At 59.7% G+C, this 16,648-nt stretch carries 18 protein-coding genes; 16 read left to right on the top strand and 2 right to left on the bottom strand.

The features are described from left to right. Positions 1-218 precede the first annotated feature (218 nt). The 13 genes from hemE to gspM all read left to right on the top strand — a co-directional run bounded on the left by hemE (position 219) and on the right by gspM (position 12,599). Positions 219-1,286 (top strand): uroporphyrinogen decarboxylase, encoded by a 1,068-nt coding sequence (gene hemE / locus QMX84_RS19615; protein WP_048366706.1) that lies wholly within the window; start codon positions 219-221, stop codon positions 1,284-1,286. Between the two features lie 331 nt (positions 1,287-1,617). Continuing rightward, on the top strand, positions 1,618-3,093 hold the full coding sequence (gene gbpA / locus QMX84_RS19620; protein WP_282364579.1) for an N-acetylglucosamine-binding protein GbpA: 1,476 nt from the start codon (positions 1,618-1,620) through the stop codon (positions 3,091-3,093). A gap of 140 nt (positions 3,094-3,233) precedes the next feature. Beyond that, a complete protein-coding gene (locus tag QMX84_RS19625; protein ID WP_282364580.1) occupies positions 3,234-3,797 on the top strand; it encodes a type II secretion system protein N in 564 nt (187 codons plus the stop codon). A 9-nt stretch (positions 3,798-3,806) separates the two neighbouring features. Next, the gene (gene gspD, locus QMX84_RS19630) at positions 3,807-5,723 is read left to right on the top strand and encodes a type II secretion system secretin GspD (protein WP_282364581.1); all 1,917 of its coding nucleotides are present in this window, start codon (positions 3,807-3,809) and stop codon (positions 5,721-5,723) included. Next, positions 5,720-7,192, top strand: coding sequence for a type II secretion system ATPase GspE (gene gspE / locus QMX84_RS19635; protein ID WP_262125999.1), 1,473 nt, complete (start codon positions 5,720-5,722; stop codon positions 7,190-7,192). The genes gspD and gspE overlap by 4 nt, the downstream gene beginning before the upstream one ends. A 2-nt stretch (positions 7,193-7,194) precedes the next feature. After that, positions 7,195-8,394 (top strand): type II secretion system inner membrane protein GspF, encoded by a 1,200-nt coding sequence (gene gspF / locus QMX84_RS19640; protein WP_262126000.1) that lies wholly within the window; start codon positions 7,195-7,197, stop codon positions 8,392-8,394. Between the two features lie 3 nt (positions 8,395-8,397). After that, positions 8,398-8,838 (top strand): type II secretion system major pseudopilin GspG, encoded by a 441-nt coding sequence (gspG, locus tag QMX84_RS19645; protein WP_282364582.1) that lies wholly within the window; start codon positions 8,398-8,400, stop codon positions 8,836-8,838. Between the two features lie 3 nt (positions 8,839-8,841). Continuing rightward, entirely contained in the window at positions 8,842-9,330 is a 489-nt protein-coding gene (gene gspH / locus QMX84_RS19650) for a type II secretion system minor pseudopilin GspH (RefSeq protein ID WP_262126002.1), read from the top strand. After that, positions 9,320-9,688: a type II secretion system minor pseudopilin GspI gene (gene gspI / locus QMX84_RS19655; protein ID WP_262126003.1), complete on the top strand. Its 369-nt coding sequence runs from the start codon at positions 9,320-9,322 to the stop codon at positions 9,686-9,688. The genes gspH and gspI overlap by 11 nt, the downstream gene beginning before the upstream one ends. Next, positions 9,681-10,241, top strand: a complete 561-nt coding sequence (locus tag QMX84_RS19660) for a type II secretion system protein GspJ (RefSeq protein ID WP_262126004.1) — start codon at positions 9,681-9,683, stop codon at positions 10,239-10,241. Before gspI ends, QMX84_RS19660 begins: the two co-directional genes overlap by 8 nt. Then, complete coding sequence (locus QMX84_RS19665; RefSeq protein WP_282364583.1) at positions 10,238-11,095, top strand: type II secretion system protein GspK; 858 nt, start codon at positions 10,238-10,240, stop codon at positions 11,093-11,095. Before QMX84_RS19660 ends, QMX84_RS19665 begins: the two co-directional genes overlap by 4 nt. Continuing rightward, positions 11,095-12,156 carry a type II secretion system protein GspL gene (gspL, locus tag QMX84_RS19670; RefSeq protein ID WP_282364584.1) on the top strand — a complete coding sequence of 354 codons (1,062 nt, stop codon included), beginning with the start codon at positions 11,095-11,097 and terminating at the stop codon, positions 12,154-12,156. Before QMX84_RS19665 ends, gspL begins: the two co-directional genes overlap by 1 nt. Further along, the gene (gene gspM / locus QMX84_RS19675) at positions 12,153-12,599 is read left to right on the top strand and encodes a type II secretion system protein GspM (RefSeq protein WP_282364585.1); all 447 of its coding nucleotides are present in this window, start codon (positions 12,153-12,155) and stop codon (positions 12,597-12,599) included. Before gspL ends, gspM begins: the two co-directional genes overlap by 4 nt. A 96-nt stretch (positions 12,600-12,695) precedes the next feature. Here the strand turns inward: gspM and QMX84_RS19680 are convergent, their stop codons facing one another. After that, positions 12,696-13,976, bottom strand: a complete 1,281-nt coding sequence (locus QMX84_RS19680; protein WP_262126008.1) for an MFS transporter — start codon at positions 13,974-13,976, stop codon at positions 12,696-12,698. Between the two features lie 118 nt (positions 13,977-14,094). Here QMX84_RS19680 and QMX84_RS19685 point away from each other — a divergent pair, with 118 nt between their 5' ends. Together QMX84_RS19685 and QMX84_RS19690 are read left to right on the top strand one after the other, a co-directional pair. Then, positions 14,095-14,997 carry a LysR family transcriptional regulator gene (locus QMX84_RS19685; protein WP_262126009.1) on the top strand — a complete coding sequence of 301 codons (903 nt, stop codon included), beginning with the start codon at positions 14,095-14,097 and terminating at the stop codon, positions 14,995-14,997. A 131-nt stretch (positions 14,998-15,128) separates the two neighbouring features. After that, entirely contained in the window at positions 15,129-15,416 is a 288-nt protein-coding gene (locus tag QMX84_RS19690) for an addiction module antidote protein (RefSeq protein ID WP_048366693.1), read from the top strand. Between the two features lie 232 nt (positions 15,417-15,648). Here QMX84_RS19690 and QMX84_RS19695 read toward each other — a convergent pair whose 3' ends face one another. Next, positions 15,649-15,831 carry a hypothetical protein gene (locus tag QMX84_RS19695; RefSeq protein ID WP_048366692.1) on the bottom strand — a complete coding sequence of 61 codons (183 nt, stop codon included), beginning with the start codon at positions 15,829-15,831 and terminating at the stop codon, positions 15,649-15,651. Positions 15,832-16,250: 419 nt separating this feature from the next. On the opposite strand from QMX84_RS19695, the gene QMX84_RS19700 reads away from it, so the two are divergent. Then, complete coding sequence (locus QMX84_RS19700; protein ID WP_278938350.1) at positions 16,251-16,634, top strand: type II toxin-antitoxin system PemK/MazF family toxin; 384 nt, start codon at positions 16,251-16,253, stop codon at positions 16,632-16,634. The last annotated feature ends 14 nt before the right edge of the window (positions 16,635-16,648 follow it).

Raw genomic sequence — 16,648 nt, forward strand, 5'->3', positions numbered from 1 at the left:
CTGCCGCAGGCTGCGATCGAGCCCGAAGGGGTCGTGCTTTTCTTTGAAGAGCGAAGGCCCTTCGGCCCTTATCGCAGCCTGCGGCAGCGGCTACAGGGCGGCGATGTAGTGCATCACCCCCGCGTCAAATCGCCCCGATAGATAAAAGGCACGGCTCTTGCCGTGCCTTTTGCGTCTGTCTCTGAGAAAATGCCCCCACTTTTTTTCCGGATGCAGACATGACTGATCTCAAGAATGACCGTTTCCTTCGCGCTTTGCTCAAGCAACCCGTAGACGTAACGCCTGTCTGGATGATGCGTCAGGCCGGCCGCTACTTGCCGGAATACCGTGCCAGCCGCGCCAAGGCCGGTGACTTCATGAGCCTGTGCAAGAATGCTGAATTCGCCTGTGAAGTCACGCTGCAGCCTCTGGACCGCTTCCCTCAGCTGGACGCGGCCATCCTGTTTTCCGACATCCTGACTATTCCTGATGCCATGGGCCAAGGCCTGTATTTTGAAACCGGCGAAGGCCCGCGCTTCAAAAAGGTTGTCAGCACCCTGGCTGACATCGAAGCCTTGCCGATCCCGGATCCGCAAAAAGACCTCGGCTACGTGATGAACGCGGTCAGCACCATCCGCCGCGAACTCAACGGCCGTGTACCGTTGATCGGTTTCTCGGGTAGCCCGTGGACGCTGGCCACTTACATGGTCGAAGGCGGTTCGTCCAAAGACTTCCGCAAAACCAAAGCCATGCTCTACGACACGCCGCAGGCCATGCACTTGCTGCTCGACAAACTGGCGCAGTCGGTCACCTCGTACCTCAACGGGCAAATCCTCGCGGGCGCACAAGCGGTGCAGATTTTCGACACCTGGGGCGGCAACCTGTCGTCAGCGGCGTATCAAGAGTTCTCGCTGGCCTACATGCGTAAAATCGTCAGCGGCCTGATCCGCGAGCACGAAGGTCGCAAAGTGCCGGTGATCCTGTTCACCAAAAATGGCGGCCTGTGGCTGGAAAGCATTGCTGACGCCGGCGCCGATGCGCTGGGCCTGGACTGGACCTGCGACCTGGGCGAAGCCCGCCGCCGCGTGGGCAACAAAGTAGCCCTGCAAGGCAACATGGATCCGACCGTGCTGTACGCGAACCCCGAGGCCATCCGCACCGAGGTTAAGCGCATTCTCGCCAGTTACGGCAAAGGTTCGGGCCACGTGTTTAACTTGGGCCACGGTATTACCCCGGAAGTGAAGCCTGAACACGCCGGTGCGTTTATCAGCGCCGTGCATGAGTTCTCGGGGCAATATCACGAGTAAGTGCAGTTTTTGAAAGTGACCCTCCCTAAAACGCCCGGCTAATGCCGGGCGTTTTTTTAGTGGTTAAAAACAAGATAGTTCGGATCAGCCTTATATATATTTGGGAATAGTCCTACATATAAAATTATCAGAATAAGTAAAATTTCCCACCCTGATTTCGGGCGGCCATGAATTATTTAAAACTTTCAGGCTGTCGTGTAGGAAGTTTCTTAGTTTGTTGTAGTTGCCCGTGGTAGGGCTCTCTCTGTCATATCTCGTTGTTTATATCACTGTGCGTTTAACAGAGAGCGCGTGTATTTATCTTTTAAATAAAAAATAGAATGAGGGTTATATGGCTATTGCACTTTCAACGTCGCGAAATTTGAGGCTGTGCGCATCATCCTTAACGCTGATGGCAACCCTGTTTACGGCTCAACAAGCAGCCGCCCACGGTTACATGAATTCACCGCCATCGCGTGCTTATGCTTGCCAGCAGGGCCTGAACATCGATTGCGGTCAGGCCCAGTATGAGCCACAGACTGTCGGCGAAGCCCCTAAGGGGTTTCCTGAGTTCGGCCCGGCCGATGGCAAGATCGCAAGCGGTGGCCATGCCAGCTTCGCGACACTGGACGCTCAGTCTGCCAACCGCTGGCACCTGACTGAAATCAAGGACCACAACATCGAGTTCAGTTGGTTTTACACTGCTGCCCACAAAAGTACGCGCTGGCAGTACTTCATCACCAAGGGCGGCTGGAACCCCAATCTGCCGATCTCCCGCGACAGCTTTGAGTTGACGCCGTTCTGCCAGGTTGAAGGTGGCGGTGGTGTGCCTATTGACGGCGCGGCCGGTGGTAATGGGCAGGGTAAGGACAAGCACAGTTGCTCGATCCCGTCTGACCGCAGTGGTCACCACCTTATTCTGGGTGTCTGGACAGTCGATGACACCTCCGCTTCGTTCTATGACGTCGTCGATGTCAACATTACCGCACAAGGCCCCGATCCAGATGGCTGGAAAAACGTGGGTTCGATCTCTCAAACCCAAACACTGCAGCCAGGTGATTCGGTCAAGGCACGAGCCTTTACTGGCAGTTCCGAGAGCGCTGAATACAGCTTCGGCGTCGCCATTGAAAAACCAGAAGAAGGCCTGCCGGCCAACTGGTCCTACAAATTGGCAGAAACCGTGAACGCGGCGAACAAGCCTTTGGTACGTGCAGGCGTGCGCAATGAAAACGGTGACATTGAGCCGATCAAAGGCGCAAACACCCTGTACGTGAAGGCCGAGAGCGGCGTCACTCGCTACGAGATGCAGACCGTGATGGTGCCAGATCCGGGTGCCTACCTGCACCTGCATGATGTCGCGCCAGAGTACGTGCTGGAAAAAGGCCGTGGCACGGTAGGCTTCACGGTGATGACCAACAAAAATGTCACGCTGGAAGCCACGGTATTCAACGCCACCAACAAGCAAGTGGGTTACACCAAGCAAACCGTCAGCGCCACCACTGCGCCGGTCAGCATTGCAGCGATCAGCGCACCGGGCGAGCACTCGTTGAAGCTGATTGCGACCAGCGATGATGGCCGTGAGAACTTCCAGGACCTCAAGTCGATCAACCTGACCGGCGAAGGCGGTGCTCAGGAATATGACTTCGTGTTCCCTGAAGGCATTGCCGGTTACAAGGCGGGCACGTTGGTGCTTCAACCTAAAAACGACAAAGTCTATGAGTGCCAGCCGTTCCCGAATTCGGGCTACTGCATTCAATACAACCCAAATGCCAATGGTTTCGAGCCGGGCGTTGGTGCGGACTGGAACATGGCGTGGACTGAGAAGTAACTCCGCGTAAAAAAGTATGGATGACGTTTTTAATTTAAACGTTATCCACCGACAACTGTAGGAGCGAGCTTGTCTCGCGATCTTTTAAAACAATCAAAAGATCGCGAGGCAAGCTCGCTTCTACAGGGTTCGTTTTAACCGTGAGTGATTTTTTATTTATTAATGGTTTGCAGATGAAAATTTTCTCGGGTGCCATAACTCGCCACTTGCCGCTTATCTTGAAAGTGCTGCTGTGGAGTGCGTGTCTGGGATTTGCCGTACATTTAGCTTGGCAAGAGTGGGTATACCGCCAGACGCTGGTGGTTCCGGCGGTGGCACCTGTTCGCCCGGCACCTGCAACTGCGCCTGAGCCATTTAAACCGGATGCCATCGCCGCCGTGTTGGGCCTGCAACCCCAAGGCGCATTGGCACACAGCGCCGAGCCGCTGGAACTGCGTGCCAGCCTTGTGTCCAGCCATGGTGCGTCGCAGGCGTTGCTGGCGGGCAGCCAGCAAGCGCGCTTTTACCGCGTCGGTGAACGGCTACCGGGGGGCAGCGTGTTGCGGCGGGTCGAGGTGTCGCACGTGGTGCTGTGGCGCAACAACCGCGAAGAGCGCCTGCTGCTCAAGCCGCCCGGTCGTCATGTGTTACCCGCCAGCCAAACGTCCGCCACACCGGCACAGGCCACCTCCCTTTATCTGCGGCCCCTTGCCGAACAACCTTAGAGAAGCATCATGACCAGGCCCAACGTGTTCGGCATCGGCCGTCTTTTACTGTGTAGCGTTGTGCTCAGCACCGCGCTAGTGCAAAGCGATGTGCTGGCCGATGAGCCGTATTGGCAGTTGGCAATGAAAGACGCCGAGCTGCGCGAAATCGTGCAGGAAATGTCATCGGTACTGGGCGCCACCATCGTGCTCGACCCCCGAGTGCAGGGCCGTATCACTGTCATGTCTGAAGCGCCGCTGGACCGTGAAGGGGTACGCGAGTTGTTTTACGCGGTGCTGGATGCCCACGGTTTTGCCGTGGTCGATCAAGGTGATCGTTTATTGATCATTCCCGCCGCCGAGGCCAAAGCCCGCGCGGGCAACCCGGATGGCTCCGATCAGGCCTTTGTCACCCAGGTCATCGAACTTAATGCCAGCGTTGCGGCGGACGTGGCGGGGCTGCTGCGGCCCTTGGTATCGACCAACGGGTATGTCGGACCTTCGGCGTCGGCCAATGCGTTGATCATTACCGACACCGCCTCTAATACCCGGCGTATTGCCGAGCTGGTTCGCCAACTGGATGGCGGCACGCGGCATGACTATTCGGTGGTCGAGTTGCGCCATGCGCAGGCCAGTGATGTGGCCAAGGTCATGCAGCAGTCGCTGGGCAAAAAAGCTGAAGGGCCGAGCAGCCAGGTGATTGCCGATGCATCGGCCAACCGGCTGGTAATTCTGGGCAACAAGCCGGTGCGTGAACGCTTGAGCAAACTGGCGCATTCGTTGGACACAAAGCCGACCCGGCAGTCCGAAAACTCGCGGGTCATTCGTCTTCGTCACAGTGATGCCAAGCAATTGGCTGAGGTGCTCGACACCGTTGCCCAAGGCATGCAACAAGACACCGCGCTGGCCGGCGTCGCACAAAAGACTTCCGCCAGCGAGGTCATGGTGGCCGCCGATGAAAGCCAAAATGCGTTGGTGATCATGGCTGATCCGGCGAAAGTGCGTAGCCTGGAAAGCATCGTGCGCCAACTCGATCAGCCGCGCTCGCAAGTGTTGATCCATGCCGCCATCGTCGAAATCTCCGGCGACATTGTGAACACACTGGGCGTGCAATGGGGGGTGAACAGTGGTAGCGCCCAGGGCGGCATCACTTTCCCGGGTACCAATGTCCAGGTCGGCGCGCTCTCGGGGCCCGCTCCTGCGCTGCCCGAAGGGGCCGTGCTGCAATTGGGCGGTGACCGCTTCAATGCGTTGATCTCAGCGCTGGCCAGTGACACCAACAACAACGTGCTGTCCACGCCCAGCTTGCTGACGCTGGACAATCAGGAAGCCGAGATTCTGGTGGGGCAAAACGTGCCCTTCAAGACCGGCTCCTACACGGGCACGGGCGATAGTTCGCAAAACCCGTTCACCACGGTGACCCGCCAGGACATCGGCATCAGCCTCAAAATCAAGCCGCACATCAACGACGGCAGCTCGTTGCGTTTAGAGGTTGCACAAGAGAACTCCGAACTGGCCCCTTCGCTGCAAGGGGTGGATTCATCCGACCTGATCACCAACAAGCGCTTCCTCAAAAGCACCATCCTCGCCGAAGATGGCGAAATCATCGTCATCGGTGGCTTGATCAAAGACAGCGTACGCACCCAGGTCAGTGGCGTGCCCTTGCTGCGCGACATTCCTTATTTGGGGGCGTTGTTTCGCTGGAGCAAAGATACCCACACCAAAACCAACCTGATGGTGTTTTTGCGCCCGACCATCGTGCGCAGTAAACATGATATTCGCGAGATCAGCGAAGACCGCTACAACGCGTTGCGAAATCTCAGCCAGCCATCGTCCAAAGACACTAACTCGTTGCTGCTGCCCAGCGACCCGCACGAGATGTTTGACGGCAACCTGCAAGACCCGAATACCGTCGATCTGCGCCGTCCCAAAGCTGACCGCCCATGAGCCAGCCGCCGGTGCGTTTGCCCTACAGCTTTGCTCGACGTTTCGGGGTGCTGCTGGACACCTCGACCCAGCCTGCAAGCCTGCTGATACGCAGCGACACACCGCTGACCGTGCTGGCCGAAGTGCAGCGCCGGGCGGGTGTAGACGTGCAACTGCAACGGGTGCCGGATGCACTGTTCAGCGAGCGCCTGACCCACAGCTACAGCGCGGGGCAAAGCGCGGCCGAGCAAGTGGCCCAGGGGCTCGACAGCGAACTCGATCTGATGAGCGTGGCCGAGCAAGTACCGCAAACCGCCGACCTGCTGGAGCAGGAGGGCGACGCACCGATCATTCGTTTGATCAACGCGCTGCTGCGTGAAGCCATGCGCGAGAAAGCCTCGGATGTGCACCTGGAAACTTTCGAGCATTACTTGTCGGTGCGCATGCGCATCGATGGCCAACTGCGCGAAGTGCTGCGGCCCAAACGTGAGCTGGCGAACTTGCTGGTGTCGCGGATCAAAGTCATGGCGCGTCTGGACATCGCTGAAAAACGCGTGCCGCAAGACGGTCGCATCAGCCTGCGATTGGCCGGGCATGAAGTCGATGTGCGCGTCTCGACCCTGCCTTCTGCCCATGGCGAGCGCGTGGTGATGCGCCTGCTCGACAAACAGGCCGGGCGCCTCGACCTGCAATGCCTGGGCATGCCCGCAGCCACCCTGAGCCGCTTTGAACACATCCTGGCCCGGCCCCACGGAATTTTTCTGGTGACCGGGCCTACCGGCTCGGGCAAAACCACCAGCCTGTATGCTGCGCTCAGCCACCTCAACGCGCCGACCCGCAACATCCTGACCGTCGAAGACCCGGTGGAATACCACCTGCCCGGCATCGGCCAGACCCCGGTCAACAGCAAAGCCAACATGACGTTCGCCCGTGGTTTGCGGGCGATTTTGCGCCAGGATCCGGACGTGGTCATGGTCGGCGAAATCCGTGACCACGAAACCGCAGACATCGCCGTACAAGCCTCGCTCACCGGGCATCTGGTGCTGTCGACCCTGCACACCAACAGCGCGGTGGGCGCGGTCACCCGCCTGGTCGACATGGGTGTCGATGCCTACCTGCTGGCGTCCTCGCTGGTCGGCGTGCTGGCCCAGCGCTTGCTGCGCACCCTGTGCGCCGACTGCAAAACCCCGTATCGCGCCGACCCGCAGCAATGCCAGCGCCTGGGGCTCGATCCACAGGTTGGCGTCACCTTGTACCAGCCGCAGGGTTGCCGCCATTGCCAGCAGGGCTATCGCGGGCGCACCGGGATTTACGAACTGGTCGGCATCACCCCGGCACTGGCCGAACTGATTCATCAGGGGGCCAGCGAGCCGGACCTCATACGCGTGGCGCGCGAGCACGCCCCCAGCTTGTTTCAAGACGGCCAGCGCCTGGTGCTCCAAGGCCTGACCAGCTTTGACGAACTGCTGCGCGTGACCCTGGAGGACTGAGCATGCCGACCTTTGACTACCGGGCGCAGGATGCCAACGGGCGCAACTGCCGAGGCCAGCAAGAGGCCGACAATGCCCGGCATGCGCGGCAGTTGTTGCGCGAGCGCGGTTTGCGCCCGAGTCAGTTGAGCGAAGCCAGAACACACCGTGCGGCGCGTTCTCGGGGGCGGCTGGGCGTTACGGATCTGGCCCTTGTCACGCGGCAACTGTCGACCTTGATCCATGCCGGTTTACCCCTCGAAGAAGCCTTGGGCGCGGTGGCGGCGCAGAGTGCCAAGCGCCACGTCAGCAGCGTATTGCTCGCCGTGCGTAACCGCGTTACCGAAGGCCATGCATTGGCGACGGCGCTGTCAGCGTTCCCCAAGGCCTTTCCTGAATTGTTTTGCGCCACCGTGGCGGCGGGCGAGCGCAGCGGCCACTTGGGCCATGTGCTCGAACAGCTCGCCGACTACACCGAAGCCCGTCATGCCTCGCGTCAGAAGATCCAGCTGGCGCTGGTGTACCCGCTGATTTTGTTGATTGCCTCGTTCGCTATCGTCGGCTTTCTGCTGGGCTATGTAGTGCCGGATGTGGTCAAGATTTTCGTCAACAGTGGCCAGCCGCTGCCCGTGCTGACCCAAGCGATGATCGCCCTGAGTACAGGGCTGCGTGACTACGGCTGGCTGTTGTTGCTGCTGGTGCTCGCCGCCCTGGGTGCGGCGCGTTGGGCGTTGCAGCAACCGGCCTTGAAGCTGCGCTGGCATGCGCTGCTGCTCAATGTGCCCATGGTCGGCGGGGTGCTGCGTGCCATGGAGGCGGCGCGTTTTGCCAGCACCTTGTCGATCCTGGGCAAAAGCGCCGTGCCGTTGGTGGATGCCCTGGAAATCTCGGCCACGGTAATCGCCAACCTCGCCATTCGCCACCGCATGCTTGATGTCGCCCGCACCGTACGCGAAGGCGCAACGCTGGCCAGCGGTCTGGAACGCAGCGGCGACATCCCGCCGATGATGCTGCACCTGATTGCCAGCGGCGAACGTGCGGGCGAGCTGGACAACATGCTGGCGCGGGCCGCCGAACAGCAGGAGAAAACCCTCGCGGCGCGCATCGCGCTGGTGGTGAGTTTGTTTGAACCGATCATGTTGGTGCTGATGGGCGGCGTGGTTTTGCTGATCGTCATGGCCATCTTGTTGCCGATCCTTAGCCTCAATCAACTGGTGAATTGACCGATGAATACCCTTCGTACATCCACTCAACGTGGCTTTACTCTGATTGAAATCATGGTGGTGGTGGTCATCATCGGCGTGCTGGGCGCCATTGTCGTGCCGCAGTTCATGAGCCGCCCTGACCAGGCCAAAGTCACCGCGGCGCGCACCGACATCCAGGCCATCAGCACCGCCCTGGAAATGTACCGCCTCGATACCTTCAACTACCCCTCGACCCAACAAGGTCTTGAAGCCTTGGTGACTCGCCCGTCGGGCACGCCGCTGGCGAGAAACTGGAACCCGCAGGGTTACCTCAAAAGCCTGCCGGTCGACCCTTGGGGCACACCGTACCAATACCTCAACCCCGGCACCCACTCGGCCGGGTATGACCTGTTTTCTTTTGGCGCAGACGGTGTGCAGGGCGGCGAAGGCTTTGCCACGGACATTGGCAACTGGAGCAACTGAGGCATGCGCGATTCATCGCTTGGCTTCACCTTGATCGAACTGATGGTGGTGATCGTGATGATCGGCGTGCTGGTCACAATGGTGCACATCAGCCAGGGTGACAAACGCGCCCGCGATGCGCGGCAAGAAGCGCAGGTCATGCTCGCCCTGATGCAGGGCCTGCGCGAAAAGGCCGTGCTGGAAGGCCAGGAATACGGTCTGCGACTGGAACCCGAAGCCTATCAACAGATGCGCCTGCAAGGGACGACTTGGCAGGCCGTTGAAGCGCCAGTGAAATTACCCCCCGGTGTGCTGCTGACCCTGGTGCTGGAAGGACGTGTGCACAGCCTTGGCGCAGGCGAACACACCCCGCAATTGCTGTGGCTCAGCAGTGATGAAAACACTCCCTTTACTTTGCACTTTGAGAGCCCGCCGCTGCGCTGGCAGAGCCTCTACAGCGATGGCCTTGGCAGCCCGCTGCTCGAAGCGTCCGAGGTCACGGATGCGCGCTGAAAAAGGTTTTACCTTGCTGGAAGTGATGATCGCCCTGGCCATTTTCGCGACCCTGGCGGCGGCGGTCATGTCGGCCAGCCAGTACGTCTTGGGGCAAAGCGCCCGAGTCGAAGCCCGGCTGCTGGCGGGCTGGTTGGCCGACAACCACCTGAGTGAGCTGCACTTGCAAAGCGCGACCTTGGCCTTGGGTTCAAAAACGCTCAACCCGCGTTTTGCCCAACGCGAGTGGCGCCTGCATCAACATATCGTCAGCGAGCCTGAGACAGGCCTGTTACGGATAGAACTGAGCGTCAGCCCGGCGGGCAGTGATCAGGCATTGCTCAGCGTGACGCACTGGCTGGCGCGCAACCATGACTAAGCCTCAAGCGGGCTTCACCTTGCTTGAACTGGTGATCGCCATCGCCATTTTTGCCTTGCTGGGCATCGCCTGCTGGCGACTGTTTGACGGCGTGCTGCGCGCCGAACGCAGCAGCAGCGCCCACGAGCACTCCTTGCGTGGCGTGCAGCGCGCGGTAGCGCTGATCGAGCGCGATGTGTTGCACCTGCACACCTCGGCCAAGGCGCCGGGGCTGGCGCTGTACCCCAACCAGCTCAACGTGCGCCGCGCCAACTGGCGCAACCCGCTGGGCCAGCCGCGCAGCGAACTGCAAAACGTCAGCTACACACTGGAAAACGGCGAGCTCTGGCGCTACAGCCAGGGGCTGGAAGGCGGCGCACTGCAAAAGCAAAAACTGCTCACCGACGTGCGCGATCTGCGCTGGCGGCTGTACGACCCTGCCGTGGGTTGGCGCACCGATTGGCCTACCGGCAAAGCGGCCCCCAAGGGAACGCCGCAAGCCCTGGAGTTGCAGTTTTCGGCGGGGCGATTTGAGCAGCTTCGTCGCGTGATGCTGCTACCGGAGGGCCAATGATGCGCAAGGGGCAGCAAGGCATTGCACTGCTCACCGTGCTGCTGGTGATAAGCCTTGCGCTACTGGTGACTGCCGGCATGTTGCGCAGCCACCGCCTGGCCTTGCACAGCAGCGCTCAGCAGCTCCATCAGCTGCAATTGCGCCAGTCGGCGTTTGCCGGTGAAGCCTGGGGGCGAGAGCGTTTGCACACGTTGCTGGCAGATCCCAAGTTGCCCGTTGCAGCAGGCCAGGCCTGGGCCAACGGCCAGCCCGAATGGCTGATCGACAACGGCCGCATCGAGGTTGAAATCGAAGACTTGGCCGCCCGTTTCAACGTCAGCGCCTTGCTCACTCAAGGTGCTGTCGACGAGGTGCTGAAACAACGCTGGTTGCGCCTGCAAACCGAGCTTGGCTTGCCGCCCGTAGACGCCAGTGCGCTGCAAGGTCTGAACCTGAGCGACATCAGCCAATTGCGCAGCGTGCCGGGTGTCGATGCCCACTGGTACACGCGCATGCAGCCCTGGATCGCCCTGCTGGATAAAGACGCAACACTCAACATCAACACCGCCTCCGTCACGTTGCTTGCCACCCTCGAAGGTGTGACACCGGGCATGGCCCGTCGCTTAGTGAGCGAGCGCCCGTTGCAGGGGTACGCCAGCGTTGAGGACTTCACCTTCACCCCGGCGCTGATCGGCCTGGGAGTTCAGGCAGCAGGGCTGGGCACCGCCAGCCGCTGGTTTCGCATCACCACCCACGTGCGTGTGGGGCAAAGCCGTTTACGCCTTGAAAACGATATGGCCCGCGACCCCAAAACCGGCCGCTGGCACCTTCTCCAGCGGCGCTTTTTAGCCCCTGAACACAGCGAACCTTCTTGATGAACAGCCGGCTTTATCTCACCGCGCACAGCGATACGCGGGTCTATCTGTGGCACGACGAAATAACCGCCCACGAAACCTCACTGAACGAGGCCGCCGATCGGCTGGGCGGGCACGATGTGCAACTGATTCTGCCGATGGAAATGTGCAGCTGGCTGCTGACCGAGCCCTGGCCGGGCAGGCGCCGCCCCAGCGTTCAGGCCTTGGCTTTTGCGGTTGAAGATCAACTGGCGGATGACATTGATGAACTGCACATCGCCGTCGGCCCCCTGGATGCGCAACGGCGTTATCCGTTGCTGGTGATTGAGCGTCAGCGCTTCAAAAATGTCTTGGCGCAGTTACAGGCGCTCGGGTTGAACATCGTCAGCGTGTACGTGGATGCCGACCTCTTGCCTCGCGAGCAACCGGACATCGCGTGGTGGGACGGGCGCTGGCTGGCGGGCGGCGCGCTGGACCTGCGCCTTGCGTTAACCCCTCAGGCGCTGGAGGCCCTGAAAGACGGGCCCCTCGGTACGGCGGTTGAACACACGTTTGATCCTGCTAGCGCACCGCCTGGCGCCATCAACCTGCTGCAAGGCGAATACCGGCGCACGTCGCAGCGGCTGCCGTGGCGGGGTGTCAGTGTGGCCGCCTTGCTGATTGTTGCCATGGCTGTGGGGGCGAGCCACCTGCGCAGCAGCTTCCTTGAGAGTGAAGCGGCGAGCCTCTACGCCCAGAGTGAACAGCGCTTTAAAGCGCTGTACCCGGAGCACACCCGCATCGTCGATTTGTCTGCGCAACTCAACGCCCTGCAACAACAAGGCGCGGCCCGGCAAAACGGGCACATGGCGCGCTTGCTTCAGCTAACCCAGCACGTGATCGGTGCCAGCAGCGTGGACGTGCAGCGCATGGAATGGTGCGCCACGGTCGGCTGGACTTTAACCATCACCGCCAGCAGCTTTGCCGAGCTTGAACACCTGCGCGAGCGCGGCCTGCAAAGTGCACTGCCGATCACCTTGGGCAACGCCAGCCAACAGGGTAACCGGGTGCAAGCTTTACTCACCCTGGAGGACGTTTTATGAAAGCCCGTGTGCGTGAGCGCTGGCGGCAACTGCCACGCCGTGACCGCCAACTGTGCGGTGTACTCGCGGTGTTCTTGTCGATGGTGTTTGGTTTTTATGGGCTTTGGCAGCCCGCGCAGCAACGGCTGGCGGCGGCGCAAACGCTGTATGCCCAGCGTGTCGCCCAAGCGGGGGAGGTGCAGCGAGCGCTGCCCACGCGCGCGATCCGGGTATACACGCAACCGTTGAGCAGCCGCCTCAGCGAAAGCGCCGCGAGTGCGGGGCTTCAGGTGCAGCAGTTTGACGTGGACACCCAACGGTTACGCATCAGCCTGAGCGGCAATGCCATGGCGGTGCTGGCGTGGCTTAACCGTATCGAACAAGAAGGCGCCGAGTTCGAGAGCCTGAGCCTGGAGAAAAGCGCTCAGGTGCTGCAGGTGCAGCTACAGATCAGCAACCTATAACCTCTGTAGCCGCTGCCGCAGGCTGCGATAAGGACCGAAGGGCCTTCGTTTTAACAGCAGGGTCGCTGCGCAACCCATCGCAGCCTGCGGCAGCGGCTACACAGGCTGGGTATTACCCGGCAGCGCGGGCAGCTTGGCCAGACGCAACGCCACCAGCAGGGCAATCACCAGCAAAGCGCCGATAAACGCGCCGATGCCGTTCCAGCCCGCGTAGTGCCAGAAAAAGCCCCCGGCGGTCCCGGCCACACTCGATCCGGCGTAGTAGCAAAACAGGTACAACGACGAGGCCTGACCTTTGGCTTTGGTTGCACGGCGGCCGATCCAGCTGCTGGCCACCGAGTGCGCACCAAAGAAGCCGAAGGTGAACAGCAGCATGCCGATAATCACCAGTGCGATGGGTTCGAACAGCGTCAGCGCAATGCCTGCCAGCATCAGCACAATCACTGCCCACAGCACCTTGCGACGGCCCAGTTTGTCCGCCAGTGCGCCAATCTGCGCCGAACTGTAAATGCCCGACAGGTACACCACCGAGAGCAAGCCCACTACGGCCTGGTTCATGTTGTACGGGTCGGCCAGCAAGCGATAACCGATGTAGTTGAACAGCGTCACAAAGCTGCCCATCAGCAAAAACGCTTCGAGAAACAGCCACGGCAAACCGGCGTCACGAAAGTGCATGGTGAAGCCGTTCAACAGGCTGCGCGGGTTCATGGTTTGCGGGCGGAAGTTACGCGACTCCGGCAAGATCTTCACAAACACCATGGCCAGCACCAACGCCAGGCCGCCAATCACCAGCATCGCCGTGTGCCAGCTGACAAAGTCGATCAACACGCCGGTGATCAAACGCCCACTCATCCCGCCAATTGCATTGCCGCCGATGTACAAGCCCATCGCCAGGCCAATGTGCTGCGGGTGGATCTCCTCGCTCAAGTAGGTCATGGCGACAGCGGCCAGCCCGCTCAGCGACAAGCCCACCAGCGCGCGGGTAATCAGTACGCCTTCCCAGCTTGGCATCCACGCACTGAGCACAGTGAACACCGCCGCGCTGAACAGCGCCGAGACCATCACCGGCTTGCGCCCGATGGCATCAGAAATAGGCCCGGTTACCAACAAGCCGATAGCCAGCATCCCGGTGGCCACCGACAAAATCAAACTGCTTTGCGCAGCGTTGATCCCGTATTCATGGGACAGCATCGGCATCATCGGCTGCACGCAATACAGCAAGGCAAACGTCGCAAAGCCCCCCGAGAACAGCGCCAGCACCGTGCGCATGAACATCGGCGTGCCTTTCTCGATAAAAACGTCATTGAGTTGAGCGACAACATCATCCAGCGCCGTTGGCGGGATTTCGTGAGCGAGCGGGGCGACAGCAGTTTTCACGGGGACCTCATAACGCGTATAGCCAAACGGCAATGGCAAAAGAATATAGCCCCCTAACGATTCTTTCCAATATATTGTTCGACCTGTTTGATAGGTTTAACGACTCAATGGAGCTTGCATGGAACTGCGCCATTTACGCTATTTCATCGCCGTCGCTGAAGAACTGCACTTTGGCCGGGCCGCCCAGGTGCTGGGCATCTCTCAACCGCCGCTGAGCCAGCAAATACAGGCGCTGGAAGAAGAGCTCGGCGCGCGGCTGTTTGAACGTACCAACCGTCGGGTCGCCCTCAGCGAAGCCGGGCGATTGTTTCTCGACGAAGCGCGCCAAGTGCTGGCGCAAGTGGATAAAGCCGCCGACGTCGCCCGCCGTGCGCAACTGGGCGAACTGGGTGAAATGAAAATTGGCTTCACCTCCTCAGCGCCCTTTAACTCAAGCATCCCGCAGGCCATTTTTGCCTTTCGTCAGGCCTTCCCGGCGGTGCACTTAAACCTCCTGGAAATGAGCAGCCGCGACGTAGCCGAGGCGTTGGTAGAGGAGTCGATTGAAATCGGCGTCATGCGGCCATTCCCCCTGGCGGACTCGCTGGTGGGTGTGGAACTGTTCCGCGAGCCTTTGGTGGCGGTTATTCAGGCCGAACACCCGCTGGCCGAAGGCAGCGAAAACGGCCTTTACATCGGGGCATTGGCTGACGAACCCTTCGTCTTCTTCCCGCGCAGTTATGGCAGCGGGTTATATGCGCAACTGCTGAGCCTGGCGCGCCAGGCGGGTTTCAGCCCGCACATCGCCCAAGAAGCGGGCGAAGCCATGACCATCATTGGCCTGGTCTCTGCGGGGTTGGGCGTGTCCGTACTGCCCGCATCGTTCCAGCACATGCGCATCAAAGGCGTGGTCTACCGCCCCCTGCTCGACGCCGACGCCAGCACCGCCGTGTGGCTGGTGCAACGCAAAGGCAACCCCTCGCCAATGGCCAAAGCGTTTGCGGAGTTGGTGACACGCAAGATGGTGAAGCCCGAGAAGTGAACGGATATCGCTGACATAACAAAAAGGCCTTCCTGACGAGAGGGAGTGTTAGGGGCTGATTCTTTGGGTGGGTTTTTTGGGTTAAACAAACAAGCGCGACTGATAGCCAAAGACTGGAAGGAGTACACCCTTTGACCGAAAAATTCACCCGCTGGGACAGCGCCGAATTCCTCAAAACTGAAGAGGATATAGGTTATTACCTTGAAGCTTGCATGGAGGAGGCCGGCGATGACCCTGCCTTTATTGCCAAAGCGCTTGGCACCATTGCTCGAGCGCGTGGCATGAGCCAAGTCGCGCGGGATGCAGGTCTTTCAAGAGAAAGCTTGTACCGAGCGCTGTCCGGGGAGGGTAACCCGGAGTTTGGAACTATACTCAAAGTGGCCAAGGCGCTAGGGCTAAAACTACACATCTCCAAGTGAGCGGGTGGGCCTTCCTGATTCGGTTAGCGCCACATCATGGTTCATGCCGACGGCTGCGATCGGCAGCGCAACGGCCAAGATCAAAAGATCGCGAGCAAGCTCGCTACAGGGTGGTGTGGCGCACACAAATCCTGTAGCCGCTGACGAGGTACGAAGGCTGCGATCGGCTGCGCAGCGGCCGCAAAACCCTCCACAACGGCCACGATCAAAAGACCGCAGCCTGTGAACTTTTTTACCCCGCCAATAACTTATCCACAGACGCTTTGACCTGATGGATCAAATGCACCACCGCCAACGCTACGTCGCGGTTCAGGCCTTGCAGGTTATCGGCCGACGCATACGCCGTCGCAAGCGCGCACCGCAACAGTTCGTCAGTGTGTTCGAGGTTTTGTTCGTATTCGGGTGTGTGAGTCATGGTTTTACTCCGCTAAAAAGTTTGGGAGCTTTCACCATTTGCTTGCACACAAAGAGGGTGGCAGCTGTACGCGGGTGTGCAAGACCGGTCGATATAGAGCGGAGTTCCGGCAGGCCCGAAGACCTCCCACGTACAGCCACCATGAAACTGATTTTTCTGGCAGTCATTGTCTGGCTCTAACTTCGATTCGAACTTGCACGTCCGGCCATCCATGAGGGATGACGAACCGCAGGCTAGCGATCGAAAGAGGCAGGCGCAAGGCCAAGGGATTCTCTAGGAATAGTCCTGCAAAGGAAAGAGACGAGACTTGCGAGTGACCGGGTGAGGCTGGAGATTGAGACATGCGCGGTCATAAAACTCGCCTGGTCCCTTGAAGGCAAAGTTGCTCAGAATCGTTTCTTTTACTTCGGGTTCAACCAATGCCCCTCCTTTATCAGCCAAAAGAAGGCAGTGTGCTTATTTGTGACTTCAGGGGCCATGAAGTACCTGAAATGGTCAAAATCAGGCCTGTTGTAGTCATTCGTAAACACCGCACCAATAAACAGTTGGTGACGGTTATTCCTCTTAGCACAACTGAGCCCCAATCCATGCTGGGACATCACCTTGCGTTGCTGAGTCATTTGCAGGGAGCGAACCCTATGTGCTGGGCAAAATGCGACATGCTGTCGACCGTTAGCCTCGCTCGACTGGATCGAATAAAAACGCGGGACCGTCAGGGCCGTCGTTGTTATGTGGTTTCACAACTTGAAACAGATGAGTTTATTGCAATCAAAGCCGCAGTCCGCTGCGCTCTCGGCTTGTGACACGCGTTTGATTC

The sequence above is a fragment of the Pseudomonas sp. PS01297 genome (assembly GCF_029959305.1).
GTDB lineage: Bacteria > Pseudomonadota > Gammaproteobacteria > Pseudomonadales > Pseudomonadaceae > Aquipseudomonas > Aquipseudomonas helleri.